19 protein-coding genes are annotated in these 23,917 nt (G+C 63.9%); 12 read left to right on the top strand and 7 right to left on the bottom strand.

What is annotated here, in order from left to right; all coding sequences use genetic code 11:
- Positions 1–228 precede the first annotated feature (228 nt).
- Positions 229–2,490 carry a hypothetical protein gene (locus EXV95_RS04250; protein WP_176885929.1) on the top strand — a complete coding sequence of 754 codons (2,262 nt, stop codon included), beginning with the start codon at positions 229–231 and terminating at the stop codon, positions 2,488–2,490.
- A gap of 137 nt (positions 2,491–2,627) precedes the next feature.
- Here EXV95_RS04250 and EXV95_RS04245 read toward each other — a convergent pair whose 3' ends face one another.
- A complete protein-coding gene (locus EXV95_RS04245; RefSeq protein ID WP_176885928.1) occupies positions 2,628–3,575 on the bottom strand; it encodes a LysR family transcriptional regulator in 948 nt (315 codons plus the stop codon).
- Positions 3,576–3,719: 144 nt separating this feature from the next.
- Between EXV95_RS04245 and EXV95_RS04240 the strand changes: the two genes are divergently transcribed.
- Complete coding sequence (locus EXV95_RS04240; protein ID WP_176885927.1) at positions 3,720–4,148, top strand: RidA family protein; 429 nt, start codon at positions 3,720–3,722, stop codon at positions 4,146–4,148.
- 132 nt (positions 4,149–4,280) lie between these two features.
- Positions 4,281–5,063 carry a hypothetical protein gene (locus EXV95_RS04235; RefSeq protein WP_176885926.1) on the top strand — a complete coding sequence of 261 codons (783 nt, stop codon included), beginning with the start codon at positions 4,281–4,283 and terminating at the stop codon, positions 5,061–5,063.
- Between the two features lie 277 nt (positions 5,064–5,340).
- Here the strand turns inward: EXV95_RS04235 and EXV95_RS04230 are convergent, their stop codons facing one another.
- Together EXV95_RS04230 and EXV95_RS04225 are read right to left on the bottom strand one after the other, a co-directional pair.
- Positions 5,341–6,783, bottom strand: a complete 1,443-nt coding sequence (locus EXV95_RS04230; RefSeq protein ID WP_218135476.1) for a sigma-54 dependent transcriptional regulator — start codon at positions 6,781–6,783, stop codon at positions 5,341–5,343.
- A complete protein-coding gene (locus EXV95_RS04225; RefSeq protein ID WP_176885925.1) occupies positions 6,780–8,678 on the bottom strand; it encodes a HAMP domain-containing sensor histidine kinase in 1,899 nt (632 codons plus the stop codon). The genes EXV95_RS04230 and EXV95_RS04225 overlap by 4 nt, the downstream gene beginning before the upstream one ends.
- A 187-nt stretch (positions 8,679–8,865) precedes the next feature.
- Between EXV95_RS04225 and EXV95_RS04220 the strand changes: the two genes are divergently transcribed.
- Both EXV95_RS04220 and EXV95_RS04215 read left to right on the top strand, forming a co-directional pair.
- Positions 8,866–9,594 carry a DUF4166 domain-containing protein gene (locus tag EXV95_RS04220; protein WP_176885924.1) on the top strand — a complete coding sequence of 243 codons (729 nt, stop codon included), beginning with the start codon at positions 8,866–8,868 and terminating at the stop codon, positions 9,592–9,594.
- A gap of 12 nt (positions 9,595–9,606) precedes the next feature.
- The gene (locus EXV95_RS04215; protein ID WP_255484915.1) at positions 9,607–11,124 is read left to right on the top strand and encodes a TIGR01777 family oxidoreductase; all 1,518 of its coding nucleotides are present in this window, start codon (positions 9,607–9,609) and stop codon (positions 11,122–11,124) included.
- 377 nt (positions 11,125–11,501) lie between these two features.
- Here the strand turns inward: EXV95_RS04215 and EXV95_RS04210 are convergent, their stop codons facing one another.
- Positions 11,502–12,659 (bottom strand): hypothetical protein, encoded by a 1,158-nt coding sequence (locus tag EXV95_RS04210; protein ID WP_176885923.1) that lies wholly within the window; start codon positions 12,657–12,659, stop codon positions 11,502–11,504.
- A gap of 366 nt (positions 12,660–13,025) precedes the next feature.
- Positions 13,026–14,093 carry a LacI family DNA-binding transcriptional regulator gene (locus EXV95_RS04205; RefSeq protein WP_176885922.1) on the bottom strand — a complete coding sequence of 356 codons (1,068 nt, stop codon included), beginning with the start codon at positions 14,091–14,093 and terminating at the stop codon, positions 13,026–13,028.
- A 266-nt stretch (positions 14,094–14,359) separates the two neighbouring features.
- On the opposite strand from EXV95_RS04205, the gene EXV95_RS04200 reads away from it, so the two are divergent.
- The 7 genes from EXV95_RS04200 to EXV95_RS04170 all read left to right on the top strand — a co-directional run bounded on the left by EXV95_RS04200 (position 14,360) and on the right by EXV95_RS04170 (position 20,950).
- The gene (locus EXV95_RS04200; RefSeq protein ID WP_176885921.1) at positions 14,360–15,043 is read left to right on the top strand and encodes an amino acid ABC transporter permease; all 684 of its coding nucleotides are present in this window, start codon (positions 14,360–14,362) and stop codon (positions 15,041–15,043) included.
- Positions 15,040–15,726: an amino acid ABC transporter permease gene (locus tag EXV95_RS04195; protein ID WP_176885920.1), complete on the top strand. Its 687-nt coding sequence runs from the start codon at positions 15,040–15,042 to the stop codon at positions 15,724–15,726. The genes EXV95_RS04200 and EXV95_RS04195 overlap by 4 nt, the downstream gene beginning before the upstream one ends.
- Before the next feature lie 14 nt (positions 15,727–15,740).
- On the top strand, positions 15,741–16,523 hold the full coding sequence (locus EXV95_RS04190) for an amino acid ABC transporter ATP-binding protein (RefSeq protein WP_176885919.1): 783 nt from the start codon (positions 15,741–15,743) through the stop codon (positions 16,521–16,523).
- A gap of 62 nt (positions 16,524–16,585) precedes the next feature.
- Positions 16,586–17,380 (top strand): transporter substrate-binding domain-containing protein, encoded by a 795-nt coding sequence (locus tag EXV95_RS04185; RefSeq protein ID WP_176885918.1) that lies wholly within the window; start codon positions 16,586–16,588, stop codon positions 17,378–17,380.
- 92 nt (positions 17,381–17,472) lie between these two features.
- Positions 17,473–18,015, top strand: coding sequence for a VOC family protein (locus tag EXV95_RS04180; RefSeq protein ID WP_176885917.1), 543 nt, complete (start codon positions 17,473–17,475; stop codon positions 18,013–18,015).
- Positions 18,016–18,310: 295 nt separating this feature from the next.
- On the top strand, positions 18,311–19,591 hold the full coding sequence (locus tag EXV95_RS04175) for a ribulose-bisphosphate carboxylase large subunit family protein (protein ID WP_176885916.1): 1,281 nt from the start codon (positions 18,311–18,313) through the stop codon (positions 19,589–19,591).
- Positions 19,592–19,594: 3 nt separating this feature from the next.
- Positions 19,595–20,950 (top strand): four-carbon acid sugar kinase family protein, encoded by a 1,356-nt coding sequence (locus EXV95_RS04170; protein ID WP_176885915.1) that lies wholly within the window; start codon positions 19,595–19,597, stop codon positions 20,948–20,950.
- 85 nt (positions 20,951–21,035) lie between these two features.
- Here EXV95_RS04170 and EXV95_RS04165 read toward each other — a convergent pair whose 3' ends face one another.
- Together EXV95_RS04165 and nhaA are read right to left on the bottom strand one after the other, a co-directional pair.
- Positions 21,036–22,457, bottom strand: coding sequence for an aspartate kinase (locus EXV95_RS04165; RefSeq protein ID WP_176885914.1), 1,422 nt, complete (start codon positions 22,455–22,457; stop codon positions 21,036–21,038).
- A gap of 201 nt (positions 22,458–22,658) precedes the next feature.
- On the bottom strand, positions 22,659–23,909 hold the full coding sequence (nhaA, locus tag EXV95_RS04160; protein WP_176885913.1) for a Na+/H+ antiporter NhaA: 1,251 nt from the start codon (positions 23,907–23,909) through the stop codon (positions 22,659–22,661).
- Positions 23,910–23,917: the final 8 nt, after the last annotated feature.

The following is a 23,917-nucleotide window of genomic DNA, read 5'->3' as shown; positions in this document are numbered from 1 at the left end:
GCCGAACTCGAAGGATTCCCCAAATTCGTGGCCAACGGTCGGATGCGCAGCTTCAGGTTGGTGATCAGCCAAATGCCTGAAAAAACCTCGTGTGTTCATGCCACGCACACGATCCATGCAAGCTTTGGACTGTTCGACGCGACCCTCCGTCGCTAGCCTTCGGTTCTTCCCAACACCGGCTGACAAGCGCGGAGCAGCGCCCACCAAGCCGACTACCAGGAGAACCTCATGGACATCAAAGTCAATCAACCGCTCGGTCCGGATCAGACGCAGCAGCAGCCTCGCAAGGTCCCGATGCGCTTTCGCACACGCACAGCACTTGCGGGTGGACGTAGGCCAGGGGTGGCATTTTTCGGTAGCGCCGAGCACTGGTCGGTCGTGGATGGGCTCAGGCTCACGCTGGCGGATGGCAGCTCACACGATGCCGTTCATCTCGAATTCACACTGGAAAACGGCTGCCGACTGAGTTTCGGCCAGATCGTCGCGCTGGCTGGCGATTTTTATGCCCTTGCGCACAAGCCCATCTCCGATCAGGCGGACAAGCCCGCTGCGTTTCGCGAAACCTTCGCCACGCTCGACAAGGCAGACCCGCAGGAGGTCAAAAAAATTTTGGGAATCATGGAGGAAGAGTTTCAGGCCATCGCCAACGCGATCGCGAAGGGCGAAGACCCCCACGAAGCTTACGCACGCAACAGCGACCACTGGGACCTGCAATACAACGTCGCCACCGGAGGGGCGGACAAAAAAATCTATCCCTATGACACCAGTTTGTGGGGCCGCTACATGTGGATTGCCAGCTTCAACTGGGACCACTTCGGTGCCCACGCCCACGATGTCTGCCGCGCAGGTCTTCAAGTAGCAATGGAGACCGCCGCTTCAGCCAGTGCCCACCAGGGGCTGCATCGCAGCAACGGACTGTTGAAGGCGTATGCGTACCTTGCATTCGCCAGCCACTATTTGACCGACGGTTTCGCCAGCGGACATCTGCGCACGCCGCGGCGTCACCTGCACGACTTCCAGAGCTCTCAGACCCACTCGATCGACTTTGCGCCGGATGCATGCGCCAAGGCGATGCATGACGAGGACGGTTTCAACGGTTTGTGGGTAAGCAATGCGGCTGGCGACCACTGGATCGCCTACGGCGATGGGCGCTACTTTGACACCGTGAATGCGGCCAACCGCAATGTGATGCGCGCGGCCCTTCGCGCGGCTATCGCCGATGTATATCGCGCGTTCACCGATGGCAAGGCCGTGGCCGCTCCCACTTACCTGCGACTTCTTCCCAAGCTCCCGCTCGACCCTCAGGCTACCGACAATTTTTCACCACTGTTTGTCGCAAAACCGGGTGAAGCCTTGGCTCGGGTCCGTGTCCCAACCGCAAACCCCAATTCGCGCGAATGGATGCGCGCGGGAATACTAGGCGTCGCGCCTTGGTGGGTACTGGCGGCAGAACTCAATGGTGCGCTGCGCCCCCCCAAAATTGGCGTACCACCCGGCAAAGGCCAGGCCACAGGCCCAAACACCGGTTCTGGCAGCGCCACAAACTGGATAGTGCAAGCCCGTCTGCTGGAGCGTCAGGGCAAACCGCTGACCACGCAGTCTTCACCTGCCATCGCCGAGTTCAAGGGTGAACGGTGGGTGTGCGTCAAACAAGGAAACCAGTTTTTGATCGGGCGCCACCGCACGCAGTGGACCGACTTTCAACTGCTGAAGGTGTCCGGCGACCCGGTGCAGACATCCACCCCTGCGACACTGGTTGTTCATGGCGACGTGCTGCATTGCTTCTATGCCGACTTCGAGGGCTGTCTACAGTGGCTGCAATGGAACGGCGACCGTTGGATGAAACATGGCACCGTGCAAGTCAACGGCAGTGCCGCCAAAACCGATCGCGCCCCTTGTGCGGTTTCACTGCCCAACGCACGCCACCTCGTGCTGTTCTTCAAGGGATATCGGTCCAGTGACCTCTACTACGCATGGCGCTTTGAAAAGGAAACCAAGTGGTTGGGAAACACACCGGTTCAGACGGGCCAGGGCTACGCAGCAATGACAGATGAACAGCCTTGCGCTGCCTGCACGCGCGAGGGTGCTTTCGTGTACTTCCGCGCCCATGGCGGACGCAGCGTGTACTCCATCTGGGTCAGCGACAACGACCCCGCTAGAAACTTCTACTTCTACGGCAACGAGCCCATCCGCCTGATCGACAAAAGCGTCGCGTGGACGTCAGCAGCCGTAGCGGCTGCCGCACAGCCCACTGACAGCCAGGTGTTGCTGGTCGTGCCGCACGATGACAACGCACTTCGCAGCATCACCCAGCAGACCCTTGGCGACACAACACAACGCCAGTACCTTCCTGGTGATGTGGATGCAGCTGACGGCGAGCAGCTTTTAAGCAACATCACCCCTGCCCTGGCCCTGATTGATGGACGCTACTGGATGTTGAGCGTGGAGCCAGAGGGGCATCAAGTGATGTTGAGCTTCGGGCAACCTTAGCCCTGATGCAGTGCGGCACCCAGCGGCCATGAAAACCGAGCGCCTTCTCCATGCCCACCGTGGTGCCAAGGCAAGGCAGCGTCAAAAGTGTCCTCTTGCAAAAAACGCAGCAGCTTGACCTGCATGGGCGGTGGTGTTCAGTCCGCCGCCCCGCTGGGCCGCTTGCCCGGCGGGCGCACCGGCGGCGCGTGCTTTGCCATCAGCGCTGCTACCCAGTCGATGAACACCCGCGCCTTGGCGCTGACGTGGCGATTGGGTGGGTAGGCCACGTACAGCGGCATGGGGTCGAGCGCCCAGTCTTCCAGCAGGGGTACCAGTTCGCCGCTGCCCAGGTGCGGGCGGGCCATGTAGTGCGGCAGCCAAAGAACGCCCATGCCGGCCAGCCCGGCCGCGAGGTAGGCGTTGCCGTCGTCGACCGCCAATACATAGCGGCCCTGCACCTGAATTTCCTCGGCGCCACGCCGCATCGCGTACGGAAACGTCTTGCCCGTGCGCGACCACAAAAAGCCCACCACACGGTGGTGCGAATCCTCCAGCTCGTGCGGGTGTACAGGGCTGCCTGCACGACTCAGGTAGCTGGGCGCCGCGTACACGCCCAGCTGCAGGTCGCCCACATGCCGCGCAATCAACGACTGGTCCTGAATCTCGCCCCCGCGCACCACGCAATCGACGTTGTCGCCGATCAGATCCACCATGCGGTCGCTGACGCCCATGTCGAGCTGGATGTCGGGGTACTGGGCATGAAACTCCGGCAGGGCCGGCACCAGGATCAGCCGGGCCAGCGGGCTGGGCACATCCACCCGCAAGCGGCCCCGGGGCGCGGCTGACGCGCTCGACAGGCTGGTCTCGGCATCGTCCATGTCGGCCAAGAGACGCACGGCGCGCTCGTAATACACGGCCCCATCGGCCGTGACCTGCACCCGCCGTGTCGTGCGGTGCAGCAGCTTGACGCGCAGCCGCGCCTCCAGTTGCTGCACCAGCTGCGTCACCGTGGTCTTGCTCACGTGCATCGTGTCGGCCGCCTTGGTGAAGCTGCCCGACTCGACCACCCGCACAAACGCCTGCATTGCATCGAACCGGTCCATGGTGCTCCTGCCTCGTCAAAGATTGTTTGGAGTTTACAAACAGTGATGGACAGGCTTGCCCGTTTATCTGCCGGGGGCACGCCGATAAATTCCTTTCAACAACAACCCAAGGCCCCTGCGGCCTACCGAAAGGAAAACACTCCCATGGCATCGACGCACACATCCCCTCGCGACGTGGTCTTTCCACCCGGGCGGCAGGCGCTCTACGAAAAGAACCGCTACTCGCCCGCCATCCGCTCCAACGGTTTCCTGTTCGTCTCGGGCCAGGTGGGCAGCCGGCCCGACGGCTCGCCCGAGCCCGACTACCAGACGCAGGTGCGGCTGGCGTTCGACAACCTCAACGCGATCCTGCAGGCCGCCGGCTGCACGTTTGACGACGTAATCGATGTGACGGTGTTCATGGTGGACCCAGAAAAGCATTTCGAGGCCGCGTGGGAAGTGGTGGGCGAATACTGGGGCCATGCGCCACACCCCACGCTCACGGGCATCGGCGTGACGTGGCTGTATGGCTTTCAGTTCGAGATCAAGGTGATTGCGAAGCTGCCCGAGACTGCGGGTACCGGTCCCGCGTAGTGCGCGTTGCAGCGTTGAGGTTGGCAGGCGGTGCGCCCACCGTTGGGCTCCGGCCTACAGGGCAAATCAGCCTGCCGCCGCTAGGATGGATGCCTCTCCACCCCTGGCGGCTTGCCAGCATCGCCGACCCCCATGCGCAACCTGATCGACTTCAGTTCCTGGTCCACCCTGCTCACCACGCTGATGGGCCTGCTGGTGGCCACCCTGGTCATGGTGGGTACGCGGCTGGTCTTCATGCAGACCATCCAGAAGCGTCGGGAGCGCGAAAACCGCCAGATCAACGAGCGGCTCAAGACACTGATCGCCGCCTACAAGACGCTGGGCGGCTCGTTCACCGGGCAACTGCAGGTGAACCCCACACACATGCGCGACCTGCGGCGCCAGCAGGTGCAAACCGGCGGCGTGCAGGTGGCGGCCGCGGAACCATCGGACACCGATGTCCTCGATGCCGACGCTTTGGCCCCCGCCCCCGAACTGGCCAGCACCGAACGCCAGCGCCGCGTGCGCGATGCGGTGGAGGCTGCGCTGTCCGACGTGATCCTGCTTGGCACCGAAGAACAGGTCGAGCTGGCCGCCCGCGCCGCGCAGGACATGGTGGCCGGGCGCAGCATCGAGACCGCGCAGCTGGTCGTGTCCCTGCGCCACTTCATCCGGGCGGCGTTGGACCTGGAGGCGATTCCTGCCTCGGTGGCCATCCCCAACCAGGGCCCACTGCGCCCGGCCGGAAGTGCGGGCGGCGCCGCAGGCAGGCGCGCGGGAGCGGCCGACAGGGCCGGAGCTGGTGGTGGGCGCGGCGGCGGTGGTGGTGGCGACGGGGCCGGCACAGGCGGTGCCGGGCTGGGCGTCATGGCGGTGGGTGCGGGTGTGGGCTCTCGCGGTGCCGACGCCGAGGCGCAGGAGGGAACCGGGCGCTGATCCGCCTGTCCGGGCAGACAGGCCGGAAAGCCCATGGCGGATGCGGCGGCAAGGGATGACAACGGTGACGCGCAACGTGTGCTCACCGTAAAAATCCAACAAAATTGTTGCCTAGCGCTTTATCTGTGGGGGTTTATTGCTATATTTAATATAGCAATCGGTAATTTACCGCTTCAGAGAGCGCCCTTTCGGACCCGTCTCGCATCAGGCACTGCCGCCGATGCAGACGAAGAAATCGTGCGTCACGGTGCCCGTAGCCGTGGTCACGCTCGCTGGCTCACTTCAACCCCAGCCGCGTCAGCTTCTTGATCAACCCCACCCGCGAGATCCCCAGCCGCCGGGCCGCTTCTGATTGGTTCCCAGCCACTGCGGCCATGGTGTCGCGCACCATGCGCACTTCCAGCTCCATCAGCGCGGCGTCCAGGGGACCGGTGCTGCCGGATGGCGCCACTGCAGGAGTTTTTTGATCCACTGCACTCTCGCTCATATCCCCGCTGGCCAGTTGCAGCAGCTCGGCATCCACCTCGCGCTGGTCGGGCATCAGCAGTGCCCCGGCGGACTCCACCACGGCCTTGAGCTCGCGCACATTGCCCGGCCACTCGCGCGCCATCAGCCATGCCAGCGCGCTGGCCGACAGGCTGGCACGGTGCGCCACGCGGTGCAAAAAGCGCGTGGCCAGCAGCGGGATGTCGGCGGGCCGCTCGGCCAGGGATGGGGTGCGCAGCACCACGCCCTTGAGGCGGTAAAACAAGTCTTCGCGGAACGTACCGTCGCGCACCATGGCTTCCAGATCGCGGTGGGTGGCGGCCACCACGCGGGTGTCGGCACGTTTTGGCACACGGCCGCCCACGGGCACAAAAGTGCCCTCTTGCAAAAAGCGCAGCAGCTTGACCTGCATGGGTGGCGGCATCTCACCCACCTCGTCCAGAAACAGCGTGCCGCCGTGGGCGGCTTCCACCAGGCCTGGCTGGTCGCGGTAGGCGCCGGTAAAGCTGCCTTTCATGTGCCCAAAGAGCTCGCTCTCCAGCAACTCTGCCGACAGCGCGCCGCAGTGGATAGCGACAAAGGGCTCGCTGCGGCGGGCGCTGCAGGCGTGCAAGGCCCGGGCCACCAGCTCTTTGCCGGTGCCCGTGGGGCCCAGCACCAGCACGCTGACATGCGTGGGCGCCACGCGGCGCACCAGGGCGCGCAGCTGCACCGTGGCCGCCGCCTGCCCCGCCATGCCCAGGTCATCCAGCGACTGCCTTGCGCGCAGGGTTGCCAGTTCGGCATCCAGGCGGGCCTTGCGCAGCCCGCGTGCCACCACAAACCGCAGCATGTCAGGGTCGATGGGTTTGGTCAGAAAGTCCCACGCGCCCAGCTCGGTGGCGCGCAGGGCCAGCGCATGGTCGCCGTGGCCGGTCAACACCACCACCGGCACGCGCGCAAAACGTGGGATGAGCTCTAGGCCGATCTCCGGGTCCATGTGCGGCGGCATGGCCAGGTCCAGCAGCACCAGTTCAGGCTGCTGTTTGGCAAACGCCGCCAGGGCCTGCTCGCCATCGCCCGCCAGCGTGACGGTATGGCCCAGGTTGCGCAAAAAGGCACCGCCCAGCCGCTGAAACGCGGCCTCGTCATCGACCAGCAGCACGTGGCCGTTTTGCGGCTCGCCTGCCGGTGTGGCGTCTTGCCGTGCATCCGGCGGGGTGTCGGCCGCGTTGTCTGTGGTGTTGCGGGTCATAGCAGGCGTTGCGTCGTCGTCAAAGGAAAGCGCAGCGTGAAGCAGGTGCTCCACGGCGGCCGCTCTGTCAGCGCCACCGAGCCACCATGCGCGGCCATGATGCGGGCCACGATGGCCAGGCCCAGCCCGGTGCCGCCGGGGCTGCGCGATGCAAAGGGCTCGAACAGGCGGCTGCGGATTTCATCCGGCACGCCGGGGCCCGCGTCGCAGATGTGCAGCAGCACGGCGTTGTCGGTGGTTTCTGCGTCGATGTGTACGGGGCTGTGGGTTGTGGCCGCTGCTGCGTTTCCACCGGCATCGGTATCCCCGGCATCGGACGCCAGTGCGATGCGTGCGTTCTCCAGCAAGTTCGTTAGTGCCTGGTCTACCCGCCGGGGGTCAGCCTGCAGCACCAGCGGCTGGGCCAGGCCCGCGCCCAGGGTCACGTCGGGCAACCGCATGGCCGCGTTGCGCACATGGGCGGCCAGATCCAGCTCACGGGGCACCAGCTTCCAGGGCTTGGCAAAGTCCAGCAGGTCGTGTGTCAGGTTGGCAATACGCGCCACCTGGTCGGCCACCTCGCGCCGCGTCTCGCCGGGCGCCGCGGCCACGGCCATCGAGATGATGTTGAGCGGGTTGCGGATATCGTGCGCCACCGTGGCGGCCAGCGCGCCCAGTTCGGCCAGCCGCGCCTGCAACTGGCGCTCGCGTTCGCGGGCGGCAAACTGCTGGGCCTGCTCAACCCGCGCCGCAGCCTCGGCTACCACCGTGCCAAACAGTTCGGCCACATGGCGAGGCCCGGGCGGTGCGGCGTCCCAGCCCTGCAGCGTGGTCTGCCAGCCTTGCTCGCCCGGGGTGCACACCAGCTGCGGGGTGCTGCCGGGTGGAGTTGCTGGCGCTGATGACGTGGAGGGTGTTGTGGATGCGGATGGAGCGCCAATTTGCACCTCCACCTGCGTCCCAATGCGCGCACTCAACAGCATGGCGGCCTGCTGCCCCAGCGCCTGGGGCGTCTCGGCCGACAGCAATGCGCTGCGCCAGGCGCCCAGGTCGGCAATCGACACCTCGCCCCCTGGGTAGACCAGCCGCTCGGCCACGCGGCGCACCGGGCCGTTGAGCGCCAACACACTGGCGGCCACGGCCAGCCCACCCAGCCAGCGCGACTCGAACGGCAGCAACGGCGTGAGCGCCAGCACCACGGCCCCCAGCGCCAGCAGCAGCGCCCACACAAGGGCGCGGCGTGCCCAGGCGTTGGCCACAAACACGCCGTAGCGCAAGATGCCGTAGACCAGAATCAGCGAGTACAGCGGCAGGCCCAGCAGCGGAAACGGGTAGATCGGCAAATCCAGCACCGCAATGCCGTAGCCCGCCAGGCACAGCAGCCCCCACAGGCACGACGCGGTAACGGCGGCAATCTGCCGAAACTTCTGCCCGTCGCCCGAGCGGCGCGCGCGCAGCAAGGCCAGCAGCAGCACCGCCACCCCGCCAATGCCCAAAATGACCCAGGCCATGCTGGCGATGCTGCCCACCGGGTCGGCCACCGCAATAAAGCCAATGTCGCGGTGATGAATCAAGTGCCCCGGCACCAGGATGATGGAAACCACCGACGCAGTCGCGCCCAGCGCATAGGCCACTGCGACACCCCAGCGCCCCAGGTCGACACGGCAAAACACCGTGCAGAAATGAAAGAACAGCGCAGAGGTAAATGGCGCCGTAGCCAGCAAGCGCATCGCCACCGGTTCGGTCTCGGGCCCCAGCCAGTTGGGCAGCTCGTTGCCCACCATCCACAGCGAGATGCCGATCAAAAACGCCGCCAGCAGCCGGGCACCCGCCACGCGGTCAGCCCAGGCCAACAGCAGGGCTGCCAGCACCAGCGTTTCAAGCACCGAGAACCCGAGGACGGCGTGAATCAGCATGTGCAGACGGCGGTGGTGATCATGGCGTGACCTGTTCCTGGCGTTAACGGTGGGGGCTGCGCGCACTGTAAACCAAGTATGCAGGTCAGCACGCAAATTTCAATGAAATCAAGCACTTGCAGCGGCCGCTGAGGCTGGCCCGGGTTTCGCAATAGAGAGTGCAACCGCCACTCTTGCAAAGCCCGCCATGTTTGCCCTTTTCACCCCAGCGCCCCGCCACTGCACCGCCAACCCAGCGCACCCCAGCCCCGTGCTCGACCTGCCCGCCCTGGCCGGCGCCGCAGCGTGGGCACGTCTGCCCGCCGCCGTGCAACGCCGTTTTGGCACCGCACACGCCAACGTGAGCTACCACGGCCACATGGACCTGCGCTGCTCGCTCATCGGCCACATCTACGCCGCGCTGACTCGGGCCTGGGGCGGCCCGCTGACCCACATCAACACCACCGCCCTGCCCGCCACCGTGAACGTCAGCCACAACGGGCGCGGCGGCGTGGTGTGGGAGCGGCGCTTTCACACCGGCACGGGCACCGAAAACGGCACTGACAACGGCGCAGACCGCACCGTGCGGTCCACCAAGGAGCTCGGCACCGACGGCACCCTGCTGGAGCGCACCGACGGCGGCCTGGCCATGTCGCTGGACGTGCTGGAAGAAGACGGCGCACTGGTGTTCCGCAGCCGCCGCTTCTGGTGGGTGGTGGCAGGCCTGCGCATCCCCGTGCCGACCTTGCTGACGCCTGGTACCTGCCGCGTCGCCCACACCGACCTGGGCGCAGGCCAGTTCCGCTTCACGCTGAGCATGGTGCACCCGCTGTGGGGCGAAACCTTCCACCAATCCGGCGTGTTCACCGATCCCGTCATCGATCCCATGACCGACGACTGCGCCGACCCCGCTGGCACCCATTCTTCTACCCACTGAGGCCTTCACACCATGACCGCCATGAACACCATCTTTCTGCTGCTCTCCATCCAGGCCGCCCTGGGCGCGTTTGACAACCTGTGGCACCACGAGCTCGAAGCCCGGCTGCCGCAGCGCACTTCCGCGCGGTACGAACTCTCGCTCCACGCCGCGCGCGAGGCCATCTACGGCGTCGTCTTTGTCGGCCTGGCCTGGTTTGAATGGCGCGGCGCCTTTGCCGCCGTGCTGGCTGCCCTGCTGCTGATCGAGCTGGGCATCACCCTGGCGGACTTTCTGGAAGAAGACCGCACCCGGCGCCTGCCGCCGTTTGAACGCGTGCTGCACACCGTGCTGACGATCAGCTATGGCCTCTTCCTGGGGCTGATCGGCCCCGTGCTGTGGGCCTGGGCGCAGCAACCCACCGCCATGGTGCTGGCCCCGCACGGCTGGGTGTCGTGGCTGTTCACAGCCTACGCCTTCGGCGTGTGGGCCTGGAGCGTGCGCAACGCGCTGGCCGCCATCAAGCTCTACCGCACGGCTCCGCCTGTGCAACCCAACGCCCTGCATGCCCGTGGCCTCCAACCCCAGCCAGCCACGCTGGTCACCGGCGCCACCGGATTTGTGGGCAGCGCCCTGGTGGCCGACCTGGTGCGCGACGGCCAGCGGGTGATCGTGCTGACCCGCGACGCCCTGCAGGCCCGCGCCAGCTTTGGCCCCGGCGTGTGGGTGGTGGACACTCTGGACGCGATCCCGTCTGAAACCTCCATCGACGCAGTGGTCAACCTGGCAGGCGCCCGCGTGCTGGGCATGCCGTGGACAGTGGCTCGCAGACGCCGACTGCTGGCCAGCCGCGTCGACACCACCGTGGCGCTCGTTAGCCTGATGCGGCGCCTGCACAAGGCCCCGCGCGTGCTGGTCAGCGCGTCGGCCGTGGGCTTCTACGGCGCATCGCCCAATGCGTCGATGGAGCCCTTGGACGAAACCGCCCCACCCCGCTCGGGCGAGTTCCAGTCTGACCTGTGCGCTGCGATTGAGCACGAGGCCCGGCGCGCCGAAGCCCTGGGCGTGCGGGTGGTGCGCATGCGGTTTGGTGTGGTGCTGGGGCACGGCGGTGGCGCGTACCCCATGCAAGCGCTGAGCGCCCGCCTAGGCCTCGGCGCCGTGCTGGGGCATGGTCGACAGCCTGCTCCGTGGATTCATCTGGCTGACGCGGTGGGGCTGGTGCGGTTTGCGATGGCGCATCAATATTTGCAAGGCCCCATCAATGCCGTGGCGCCTGAGGCGGTGACGCAGGCCGGGTTTGCGCAGGCCCTGGCTGCATCGTTTGGGCGGAGTGCCTGGCTGCGCATGCCGGCGCTGCCATTGCGGGTCATGCTGGGAGAAATGTCTACGCTGCTGCTGGACGGGCAGAACGCTGTGCCGCGTGCCGTACTCGCTCAGGGATACCGTTTTGTGCACCCACGGCTGAGTAGTGCGCTGGCTGATCTTGAAAAGGCTGACAGGTCCGAAACAGGTTTTGCTCGCAAAAAATTTAATCAAAATGCGCTGTAGCGCTTACATTACAAGCACTATTAGCTATCAATAAAATAGCAAAATATTGTTGAATTCTATGCGTGCCCCATGCCAGGCATCCAGGATGCTGCCTACCCGTTCGCCGGATGTGCTGCCAGGGCATGGAGCAAAGGCGTCGGACCGGGACTGACTCGCGCGTGTATCGCTGCGCAGTGATCGGCAATTTGCTCTTGATTTCTACCTTGAAGTAACGCACGGGTTATTCAGTGCCGTTTGCGCAGCGGCTGCCGCCGCTGAACAGACCGGGCACTTTGAGATGCTATCGGCCATGCAGCGCACTACAGCACTCAGCCTCAACGATTTTCATGGCTATGGTGTCGATGCAGCGGTCGCTAATGACTGCGCCGTCAGCGCAGCTAACCCAAACCCTTCTCCTTCTCTTTGACTGGCTTGTTCTTTTCCAAATACTTCAGTATCGCTTCGTGTAGACCAAAGCCTGTGCTATCCGTGGACGCGAGGACTTCCTTGGGCACAAATATTTTCTCGGCTAGCTGGAGCTTGATCGCATGACGAGTCGCCTCAGGCAAATCTGCCAGAAACGGATCGATTGCCTTCAAATCAAAAGCCGTTCGCTGGTACTGGTGCTGCTGTCCGCGATGAACGGCAGATTGCCGGATCAAGTATCCAATAACGAACGAAAAAAATACTACACCGGTCAAACGTACCACCGCTCGTTGCGGCTCAATATCTCGCATCTCCATGAATGCAATACTGGAAACTAAATACAGTCCCAGCGCGACCATGGTTCCAACGGCCAAAAGACGAAATAAGTCTGCCCTTCGCTCCTCTTTTATCGCATTGCGCATGTATCCGCCGCCAATGGCCTTAGACGCCAACACGCCTAGAAACTGTTCTGTTTCCTTTAGCTTCTCCTCAAGTTCACGTCGCCCATCTTCATGAAGGGCCTGGAGCGAGGCCGCGTTCGTTTTAAACTCGGACTGCAATTTGACGAACTCAGCTTCTGATCGCTGATTAAACTGGTCAAATTTGATCTCTACATGTTTCGCAACCTCTGAAACGGAATCTTCAACGCTGCTTGCTCGCTTGGCGGCGTCGCTTGCTCTGTCGAGAGCACCTTGGATCGTGTCCTGGAGACGTGCCAATCTCGCTTGGATTCGGCCCTCATCGCTCAGCAGCGTGTCCGACTCATCCATTTGTAACCTTGACGTAACATCTTCTGGAAGGACCTTTACTAAATCGAAAATCAATACACGCAGACGTCGCGCTCTCGCGAGCAGCTCTACCCCAACCTGCTGCTCAAAATTGGCTGACGCCCGCTCAATCTGAAAGGCAAATGCATTGGCGGAATTAAGGTAGGAAATCTGGGACTCGATACCTTCGACCCAGGAGAATGAGGATTGCTCAAACCCTAAGACTCTTTCAATGGCTCGTTTTACAGTCTCTTTTGACTGCTTCGTCCGCGCTTCATTTAGGATTGCACTCGCAAAACGCGCCAACTCTGCAACCTCAGTCGTTACCGCGCTCCACTCTCTAGAATAAGCTGCCTCGTCCATACTCCCTCCTGGCTAATTTTGAAAATTATGAATTGACTGTCAATGAGAACGTTCACATCACGGGTTCGCGCTATTTCTGTGCGTCAAGGCGCGGGAATCTCTTAAGCGCCGGCACTCTTCTACCTGAAACTTATCACTCAGCTGCACGATTAAGCGCCCGCCCCGCTATTCGGCACCGACTGCCTCTGGGCTATAGCCTCCATCGACGCGAGCGAGTTGGAGATCGGCAATCAGCCTTAAACGGGCGCTGAGCATGCGGGAAGTCTGACGCTGTACCTCACCAAATTTGAAGAGCCTATCAAACTGACTGACTTCGCCCCCATGGGATAGGCATTGCGAATGAGCCAAGCGCGCCTCTCAACACCCCTACGGCAAATTCTCCCGAAAAATCACCTGACTCCGCGTCGTCTCCACCCCGCTGGTTGGCTCCCGCCCATCCCGCAGGTTCGCAAATATCCGCACGCAGTTCATCACCGCGCCCTGCGGGTTCTGGGTGATCACCGCGTCCATCGTCCCGTCGATCAGCAGCGCACGCGTATCCGGCGTGAGGCCGTGGCCGATGAACACGATCTTGCGGTCTGCCCCCCCCTCTTTCAGCGCCCGGCCAATGCCTTCGGCCCCGCCGCCGATGTTGTAGATGCCTGCTAAATCGCCGTGTTGCTCCAGCAGCGCGCGGGCCTGGCGGTAGTTGCGTTCGGCGTCGTCCTGGCCTTCGCGCACGCCCACCACCTGCACCAGGGGGAACTGTTCTTCAAACAGGTGCAAAAAGCCCGCCTCGCGCTCCTCATGGGCGCGGTAGCGCAGCGATCCAACAATCATCGCCACATGCGCCTTGCGGCTGTGGGCCAGGGGGCCCATGAAGCGGGCGATCAAATAGGCGGCGGTGCGGCCCGCGGCGCGGTTGTCCAGGCCCACGTAGGCCACGCGGCGCGAGTTGGATAGATCCGATATCAGCGTGACCGTGGGCACGCCCTGCTCTGCCAGCTGGGCCACTGCCTCGCGCACCACGGGGTGCTCCAGCGCCATGAAGGCGATGCCGTCGCAGCGCTTGCCGTAGTGCAGCAGCGCTTTGGCCAGAGCGTCGGGGTTGAAGCTTTCGATGTACGCCGCCTGGCAGCGCACGTTGAACGGTGCCCAGTGGTCTTGCGCGTAGCCGATCACGTCGCCCAGCATTTGCAGAAAACGGTTGCTGCCCTCGGGGATCAGCACCATCAACCGCAGGGGCTGGGGCTGCAGTGCTGCGTGCAGCTCGGCCTGCGGCAGGTATCCCAGGGTGGCAGCGGCCTGCAGCACCCGCTGCGCGGTGGCATTGCGCACGCCCGAGCGCTGGTTCAGCACCCTATCGACCGTGGCAGTGGACACGCCGGACAGCTGGGCGATGTCGGGGATGCGCGGGCTGCGGGGACTGCTGGGGTTGGGCGGGTTTTGGGCCATGCGGATTCAATCAAAAACCATCATTTAGTTCGCTGGTATTTGATGGATTCCGCGGATAGTATCACTGGGCGTTCGATGCTGAAAGGCATCAAAAACCATCAGTACAAACCCTAGGTTGCAGCGGCCAAGACCGATTGCGCAGGAGACAAGACATGCCTGATACCCCAACTCGCGCCGCGTGCCGCACCCCGGGCTCGCCCGTGCCCTTCGTGCCGTTCGTGAACAGGCGCCCCGCCTGCGTGCGCTGAAGCATCGCCGCCGCGTCCATGCAATACGAGTTCGACTTTGCCAGCGTGCTGGCCAACTGGCCCGAGTTTCTGGAAGGGGCCTGGATGACCATCCTGCTGTCCTTCCCGGCCACGGTGATTGGTTTTGTGGGTGGCACGCTGCTGGCCATTGGCCGGCGCGGCGACACGCGCTGGCTGGTCAAGGCCTGCGGTGCCTATGTGGAGGTGCTGCGCAACACGCCACTGCTGGTGCAGGTGTTTCTGGTGTTCTTTGGCCTGGCCAGCCTGGGCTTCAAGGTGTCGGCGTTTGCTGCCGCGCTGCTCACGCTGGTGATCAACGTGGCGGCCTACACCTGCGAAATCATGCGGGCAGGCATGGATTCCATCCACAAGGGCCAGATCGAGGCGGCCGAGTGCCTGGGCCTTACGCGCCGGCAGGTGTACTGGCACGTGGTGCTGCGCCCGGCGATGGAGAAGGTGTACCCGGCGCTCACCAGCCAGTTTGTGCTGCTGATGCTGGCGTCGTCCATCACCTCGCAGATCTCGGTGGAGGAGCTCACGGCCGTGGCGGCGCGGGTGCAGTCTGAAACCTTCCGCCCGTTTGAGGCTTACATCCTGGTGGCGGTGGCGTATCTGGCGCTGTCGCTGCTGATGCGGCTGGGGCTGTGGGTGTTCGGGCAGATCGTGTTCACGCGCCAACGCAAATTGGGGAACGCTAAATGATCGACGGTGGATTGAACTCGTACCACCTGCAGTACCTGCTGTTTGGCGCGCTGTGGACCATCGGTCTGTCGCTGATTGCGTTTGTGGGCGGCGGCCTGGCCGGGGGCGTGATTGCGCTGTGCCGCGTCAGCCCGATCAAGGCAGTGCGCTGGGCGACGATTGCGTGGATCCAGATCATCCAGGGCACGCCGCTGCTGGTGGTGCTCTTCCTGTGCTACTTCGGCCTGAGCATTGCCGGGCTGGAGCTGCCCGCCATCGTGGCGGCCAGCATTGCGATGATTGTTTACGTCAGCGCGTACCTGGGCGAAATCTGGCGCGGGTGCATTGAATCGGTGCCGCGCACGCAGTGGGAGGCGGCAGAGTGCCTGGCCCTGTCGCGCACCCAGCGCATGCGGCTGGTGGTGCTGCCGCAGGCGGTGCGCATTGCCACGCCGCCCACGGTGGGCTTCATGGTGCAGATCGTCAAGAACACGTCGCTGGCGTCCATCGTGGGGTTCATCGAGCTGGTGCGTGCCGGGCAGCTCATCAACAACTCGATCTTTCAGCCCTTCACCGTGTACCTGCTGATCGCCATCGTCTACTTTGCGATGTGCTACCCGCTGTCCGTCTGGAGCCGCAAGCTGGAGCAGCGCCAGCAGTTTGGAAACCGTGGCACAGCCACCCCTTCTGTGACCACCGCATGAAACGAGAAGACACCATGAACCTCGCCCGAGACGCTGCCGCGCAACCCTCCCAGCCAGCGGCCTCGCCTGCGCAGCCCGTCGTTGAACTGAAGGACGTTCACAAGAGCTTTGGCAGCAACCAGGTGCTCAAGGGCGTGTCGTTTGCCATTCCCCGGGGCCAGGTGGTGGCCATCATCGGCAAGAGCGGCTCGGGCAAGAGCACGGCGCTGCGCTGCATTGACCGGCTGGAGATCATCGACAGCGGCACCATCAATGTCTGCGGCCACGCGGTACATGACCCGGCCATCGACCTGCGCCAGCTGCGCCAGGACGTGGGCATCGTGTTTCAGAGCTACAACCTCTTCCCGCACCTGACGGTGGAGCAGAACATCACGCTGGCCCCCAAGGCCGTGAAGAACCTGCCCGCAGCCAAGGCGCGCGAGATTGCCGCCCGAACGCTGCAGCAGGTGGGCTTGGCGGACAAGGCGCAGGCGTACCCCGAGCAACTGTCAGGCGGGCAGCAGCAGCGCGTGGCCATTGCCCGGTCGCTGGCGATGGAGCCGCAGGTGATGCTGTTTGACGAGGTGACCTCGGCCCTGGACCCGCAGCTCACCGGCGAGGTGCTGCGCGTGATCGAAGCCCTGGCCCAGGGCGGCATGACCATGGTGCTGGTCACGCACGAGATGGAGTTTGCCGCCCGGGTGGCCGACACCATCATCTACATGCACGAGGGCAAAGTGTGGGAGACGGGCCCAGGCGACATGCTCAAGAACCCACAGACCGCCGAGCTGCGCGACTTTCTTTCTCACGGGCTTTGAGTTTCAGCTTCAGCCCTGCCCCTTTCGATTCCGTACTCAAAAACCACCAGGAGACAACCACCATGACCGTATCCCTCATCTTCCGCCGCACCTTGCTGGCCGTGGGCGCCGCCGCCCTGTGCATGCCCGCCATGGCCGAGCTGACCGACATCAAGTCCGCCGGCAAGCTGCGCGTGGGCATCGACTTTGGTGCGCCGTTTTACGGCTACGTGGACGACAAGATGAAGCCCGTGGGCTCGGACGTGGAAGCGGCCGAGTTGCTGGCCAAGGACCTGGGCCTGACGCTGGAGATCGTGAACACGACCAACTCCGCGCGCATTCCCAACCTGCTGTCCAACAAGGTGGACCTGATCATCTCGTCGCTGTCGATCACGCCCGAGCGGCAGAAGGCGGTGGATTTCTCCATCCCCTACGGTGCCATCCAAGCGGCGGTGGGCGCGCCCAAGAGTTTGAAGCTGACCAGCATCGACGACCTGGCCGGCAAGACCGTGGCCGTGACGCGCGGTGGCCCGCAAGACAAGATCGTGACCGAGCGCGCACCCCAGGCCAAGGTGGTGCGCTTTGATGACGAATCCGCCTCCATCACCGCCGCCGCCACCGGCCAGGCCGACATCGTGGCCATCACGCCGCCGATCATCGCGGCCATCGCCAAGAAGAACCCGTCGCGCGACTTTGAGACCAAGTTCATCCTGCAGTCGTACCAGCTGGGCGTGGCCATGCGCAAAGGCCAACCCGAGCTGATGGCCGCCGTGAACGGCTGGATCAAGACCAACCTGGCCAACGGCAAGCTGAACGACATCCATGTGAAGTACGCGGGCGTGCCGATCCCCAAAGAAATCATCGACGGCGCCAAGTAAGTAAATAAAGCAAGCCTGCAACCTGGGCGGCGCCTGATGGGCCCCGCCCAGCTGCGCCCTGCCCTGACGCATCACCAACAAAGGAAATTCTTATGAGCCGTCATTTCGGCGCCATCCGCCAACTTGGCTATGTGGTCCACGACATCGAAGCCGCCATGGACTACTGGAGCAAGACCCTGGGCGTGGGCCCCTGGTTCTACAACCCCAAGGTTCCGATCAAGAACTATCGTTACAAGGGCGAGCACTACGAGCCGCACAACTCGGTGGCGCTGGCCAACTCGGGTTATGTGCAGGTCGAGCTGATCCAGACGCGCAACGACGTGCCGTCGATGTACCGCGACTTTCTGCAGGCCGGGCGCACCGGGCTGCAGCACGTGGCGTACTGGACGAGCGACTACGACGCCGACTTGGCGCGCCTGACGGCCCAGGGCTTCAAGACGGTGATGAGCGGCGAGGTGGGCGAAAAAGGCCGCTTTGTCTACTTCGACACCGAGTACCACCCCGGCACGGTGATCGAGCTGTCGGAAGTGGCCGGCCCCAAGGGCCGCATGTTCGACCTGATCCGTTCGGAGTCGGAAACCTGGGACGGCACGACGGACCCGGTGCGGCCTTTTCCTGATCTGTCCAAGATCTGAAGAGGATCTGATTTTTACGTCGATGGGGTCTGATGAAGTGCGTCTCTCAGATAGGTACATCAACCTGAGCACCCGCACCGGCGCTCGGGGCTGACCCCCTCTCCCCTCGCGGGAGAGGGTTGGGGAGAGGGGGCCTGCATCCGCGCCGCGCCCGTTGCACCCCTCTCCCCGGCCCTCTCCCACAAGGGGAGAGGGAGTGAGGGCCATCCGAGATCGATAAGCATCAGTCAAATTGGCCCCTACCGCTTGTCCTATAAGCGCAAACAGCTATCAAAACAGTAGTAGCACCATAACCATGTCCCCAGACCGCTTTGAAGCCACCTACCTGATCGAAACCCCGCTAGCCCCCGCACACGTGGCCGAGGTGTTGGCGGGCGAACAATCGTGTGGCACCTTCACCCGTGTGGAGGGCGAGACCGACGCGCTGCGCGAACGCGCCCGCGCCACGGTCGAATCGGTCGAGCTGCTGGATGTGGCGCCCGCCCCTTCGCTGCCCAACGGCTGGATGCAGCGGCGCGGCATGTTCGACACGCCGCAGACCTGGCAGCGCGCCCGTCTGCGCGTGAGCTTTCCGTGCGACAACATCGGCCCCAACCTGCCGACGCTGGCCGCCACGGTGTCGGGCAATCTGTACGACCTGGGCGAGGTCACCGGCCTGCGGCTGGAGTCGATGAAACTGCCCAGCGCCTACCGCGCGCAGTTCGACATGCCCCGCCACGGCATCAGCGGCACCCGCGCGTTAACCGGCGTGCAGGGGCGCCCGCTGATCGGCACCATCATCAAACCCAACGTGGGTTTGTCGGCCGAAGAAACCGGCGACCTGGCAGGCCGTCTGTGTGCGGCGGGTGTGGATTTCATCAAGGACGACGAGGTCTGCGCCAACCCCGTTCACGCGCCACTGGCCGACCGCGTCAAAGCCGTGATGCGCCGCGTGCGCGCCCACCAGGACAAGACCGGCAAGCTGGTCATGGTGGCCTTCAACATCACCGACGAAACCGACGCCATGCGCCGCCACGCCGACCTGATCGCTGCCGAAGGCGGCAGCTGCGTGATGGTCAGCCTGAACTGGTGCGGCTATTCCGCCGTGCAAACCCTGCGGCGCCACACCCCGCTGGCGCTGCACGGCCACCGCAACGGCTACGGCGCACTGTCGCGCCACCCGCTGCTGGGCTTTTCGTTCAACGCCTGGCAGACGCTGTGGCGCCTGGCCGGTGTGGACCACATGCACGTGCATGGCCTGCAAGGCAAGTTCTCACAGACCGACGAAGAAGTGATCGAGTCGGCCCACGACACCCTGGCGCCGCTGTGTGAAGGCCTGGACGACCGCGTGTTGCCCGCGTTCTCCAACGGCCAGTGGGCGGGCACCGTGCCTGCCACGTGGGACAGCATCCAGTCCAACGATCTGCTATTCATGTCCGGCGGCGGTATCCTGGCCCACCCGGACGGCCCCGCTCCGGGCGTGGCCAGCCTGCAGCAGGCGTGGGATGCGGTGCAGAAGGGCGAAACCCTGGCCGAACGCGCGGCACACGCCCCCGAGCTACGCCGGGCCATCGACTTCTTCGGCAAGAAGTCCTGAACCATGACCACTGAAGCCCCCCGGTTTGGCTGGTACGGCGACGACTTCACCGGCGCCACCGACACCCTGGCCGTGCTGGCCCAAGCGGGCCTGCGGTCCATGCTGTTCATGGGCGCACCCAGCGCACAAGCGTTGGCGGCCGCCGGGCCGCTGGACGCCATAGGCATTGCCGGCGCAGCGCGCGCCATGGTGCCCGACGCCATGCGCGCCGAGCTGACCAGTGTGGGCCAATTTTTCAGGAAGGTTGCGCCCACCGTGCTGCACTACAAGGTGTGTTCTACCTTCGACAGCGCCCCGCATGTCGGCAACATTGCCTGCGCCATCCAGACGCTGCACTCCAGTGTGGACAACCGCTGGGTGCCTATTCTCGGAGGCCAGCCCAGCCTGGGCCGATACTGCGCGTTCAGCAACTTGTTTGCCGCAGCCGGGACGGGTGGAGCCGTCTACCGCATTGACCGTCACCCGACGATGCACCGCCACCCGGTGACCCCCATGGCCGAGGCTGACTTGCGGGTGCACCTGGCGCAACAAGGGTTGCAGGGCATCACGGCGTTGCATTACCCGTTGTATGAAGCGGATACAGGGCAAAACGCGGCAACCTTGCCCGCCGCCCTGGGCGCGCTTCTGGACAACGGCTCGGCCGATCTGCCCGATTTGCCGTTCGTGCCCACGTTGCTGGACCTGACCAGTGCAGACCAGCTTGCCAGCGTGGGGCACCTGCTCTGGCAACAGGCACAACACGCCCGCCTGCTCGCCGTGGGGCCCAGCTCCGTGGCACAAGCGCTGATCGCGTGCTGGGGAGCCCACGCAAGCCACCCCGCCCCCACCTTGGCGCCATCACCCGCCCCCGTGTTCGCCTGGGCGGGCAGCCTGTCACCCATCACTGCTGCCCAGGTCCAGGCTGCAACGTCTTACCAACGCATCCCTGTGGACGCGCAGCGCCTAGGCGACGATGCAGCGTATGCCCACGCCACCCAGCGCGCGATATGCGCCGGGCTGCAACAAGGCTGTCACGTACTGGCCTACACCGGGCCAATGGACGGCGCCCCTGCTCCGTCCAGTGGTGCTTCAGCAGCCGTCGCCCCCGCCAGCGCGGCCCTGGTAGCCCGCGTGGTGCAGGCGCAGGCCGACAACGGCACGCCCCTGGGGCGCATTGGCATTGCGGGGGGCGATACCTCCAGCCACGCCGTGCAGGCGCTTCAGTTGTGGGGCTTGTCGTACCAAACCAGGGTCTGCCCAGGGGTCACGCTGAGCCGCGCGCACAGTGCAAACCCGTCGCGCCACGGGCTTGAGTTGATGCTCAAGGGCGGACAGATGGGGGGAACGGATCTGTTCGAAAGGCTGCTCGGCACAGGCTGACGAAAACATCCAGACGATAAAAAGCCCGCTCATGGCGGGCTCCTTATGGAACGGCATTGCGGCAAGCATGCCTGCAGCTATTCCTTCAAACGCGTGGAACGGGAGTTCCTGAGTTCACGCACAGCGCCAGGTTCAGCGCCTTGATGGCCGTCTTGTAATCCTCGCGCTCGATCACGAACTGCATGTTCACCTGCCGCAGGGTCTGGGACACGCAGTTCACGTTGACCTGGGCATCAGCCAGCGCCTGCGCCGCCTTGGCCAACACGCCCGGGATACTGATGTTGGAGCCGATGGTGCACACGATCGCGCTGGGCTTGATCGTCACGACCTGGTAGCCCTCTTGCAGCTCGGCCACCAGCTCGGGCGTGACCTGGTTGTCCCACACCAGATGGGCGATGGAGTTGGCGTTGGTTGCCTTCAGGATGTAGCTCACGTCGTGCTTGCAGAACACGTTCATCAGGCCCGCATCAAAGCCCACCGTGCCCACCATGCTGGGGTCGTGGATCTCGATCAGCGTGACCTTGTCGGTACCGGTCACGATCTCCACACGTGCGCGTTCACCCACAAAATCCTTGGTGATCAGCGTGCCGGGGTGGTCGGGCTCAAACGTGTTCTTCAGGCGGATGGGAATGCCAGCCAGTTCCATGGGCTTGGCAGCCTTGGGGTGGATGGCTTCCATGCCCACGTCGGCCAGCTGGTCGGCCACGTCGTAGTTGGTGGCGCCCACCACGATGGCGTTTTCCAGGCCCACGAGGTTGGGGTCGGCGGACGACAGGTGGAATTCCTTGTGGATCACGGCCTCTGCGGGGCGCACTTCCACGGCGATCTTGCTGAAGGTGACCTCGGAATAACCGCGGTCAAACTCGCGCATGATGCCTTCGGTGCCCTTGGTGTAGCCGGTGGCCACCACCACCTTGTCGCTCAGGTCGATGCCTTTAAAGCTGTTGGCAATGCGCTCGTCAATCGTCCAGGCTTCGTTGTCGTCAAAACCGGCAAGGTCCATCAGCATGGCGTTCACGCCATTGGCCTTGAGGATCTCGACCGAGTTGAACGCGCTGTGGGACTCGCCAATGGAGGCCAGCACTTCGCGCGCGGCCAGCAGTACATCCTTGCGGCTCAAGTAGCCGCTGGCCAGCACGTGCTGCATGGCGTTCAGGTACTCACGCGCCTGGCCAATACGCTGGTCGATGAAGGCATCGGCCACATCCAGCGGCAGGCCCAGGTCGGCGTAGCCGGCATTCAGCTTTTTCAGGCTGGCGGCCAGTTGGGTCAAGGCGTCCTGGTAGCCCTTGCCCTCTGCAAACAGGGCATAGATGCCGCGCTCGCCCGTCTTCTTGTGCTCCAGCAACTGGTTCGTCACGCCAGAGTAGGCGGACACCACATAGATCCGGCCATAAATGCGCTTGGGATCGTGCAGCATGATGTGGCGCAGCACATCGCCAAAGGCGGTCATGGAGGTGCCGCCGATTTTCTCTACAGAGATTTTGGAGTTTTGAACGTCTTGCATGGACAGGCTCAGGGGAGCAAAAGGGTGGAAAGCCGGTGCGGAATTGCTGCCACAGATCGCGCAGCAGCAAGCCAAGTATTTTCCATCACTTTTGTGTGGGCTCCTCGACCCGTTCCCACAGCTGTCGTACGGTGCGCAGCCACCGCAACACCAGACCGCGACGGGCGATGCCTTGAGGAAACCGACTCTGGTCGTGGCCAGTCAAGGCCTGGCGTTGTCGTGTGCCTCGTATTGAGGCTCGGCGGAGATGAAAGGCCGGGTTTGATCCTCAGCGTCTGACGGCGCAGCTGCAGAGGCTTTTGGCAAGCTGCAAGTCAAAATGAACAAACCCAGCAGCGCCGACAAGATGGAGCCTGCATACACGCCCAGGCGCACCGGTGTGGCCAGCGCGGGGTCGGTGAACGCAAGCGCACCCACAAACAGGCTCATGGTGAAGCCCACCCCCGCAATGCAGCCCACGCCCACGATTTGCATCAGGTTGCCCGGCGTTCTGGCCTTCATCGCCATGGCGCCCAGGTAGGTCATCACGCCAATCCCCAGGGGTTTGCCCAAAGCCAATCCCAAGGCAGCGCCCAGCGTGACCGGGTGGGTCAGGTAGGCGCCTGCGCCATCCAGACTGATACCGGCATTGGCGAACGCAAACACCGGCATGATGCCAAACAGTACCCAGGGCCGGAAACTGTGCTCGGCCTCATGCAGGGGGCTGTGGCCTGCCCTGTCTTTCAAGGGCACACAAGCGGCCACGATCACACCGCCGATGGTGGGACTGATGCCGGATCGGTACATCACGATCCAAAGCACCACGCCCACTAGCATGTACAGCCCGATGGAGGCGATCTTCAGACGGTTCATCACCACCAGCACCGCCGCCACGCCTGTTGCTATGACCAAATAGTTCACCAGCACTTCTTCGGTGTAGAAAAACGCGACGATCAGGATTGCGCCCAGATCGTCCACCACCGCTACGGCCAGCAAAAAGGCTTTCAGTGCCGCTGGTACGCGGCTGCCCAAGAGTGAGAGCACACCAAGGGCAAATGCAATATCGGTGGCAGCAGGGATGGCCCAGCCTCTGGCAAACCCGTCGCTACCAGCGAGCGCCAGATACATCAGCGCGGGCGCAGCCATTCCACCCGCTGCAGCCAACACAGGCAACAGCGCCGCCTTCGGGTCTGACAACTGGCCCTCCAGCATCTCGCGCTTGAGCTCCAGGCCCACGAAGAAAAAAAACAGCGCCATCAACGCGTTCTTGATCCAGTAGGCCAGCTTCATTTCAATGCCGCCGCCCGTGGGGCCAATGCTGAAAGAGGTGGACAGTGCCGCCTGATATGCAGGGCCCCAAGGCGAATTGACCACCACCATGGCCAACGCTGCAACGAACACGAGCAACGCGCCAGGCACGGCATCCTGAGGCAACAAACCCAGAAATTTCTGATGGGAAGCATTTGCAGCCATGGACAATG

Origin of the sequence: Acidovorax sp. JMULE5 (genome assembly GCF_013376875.1) — a bacterium.
In the GTDB taxonomy this organism is placed as follows: Bacteria; Pseudomonadota; Gammaproteobacteria; order Burkholderiales; family Burkholderiaceae_C; genus Acidovorax; species Acidovorax facilis.
The sequence above is the reverse complement of the archived record's forward strand: the minus strand, read 5'-3'. Positions and strand labels throughout refer to the sequence as shown.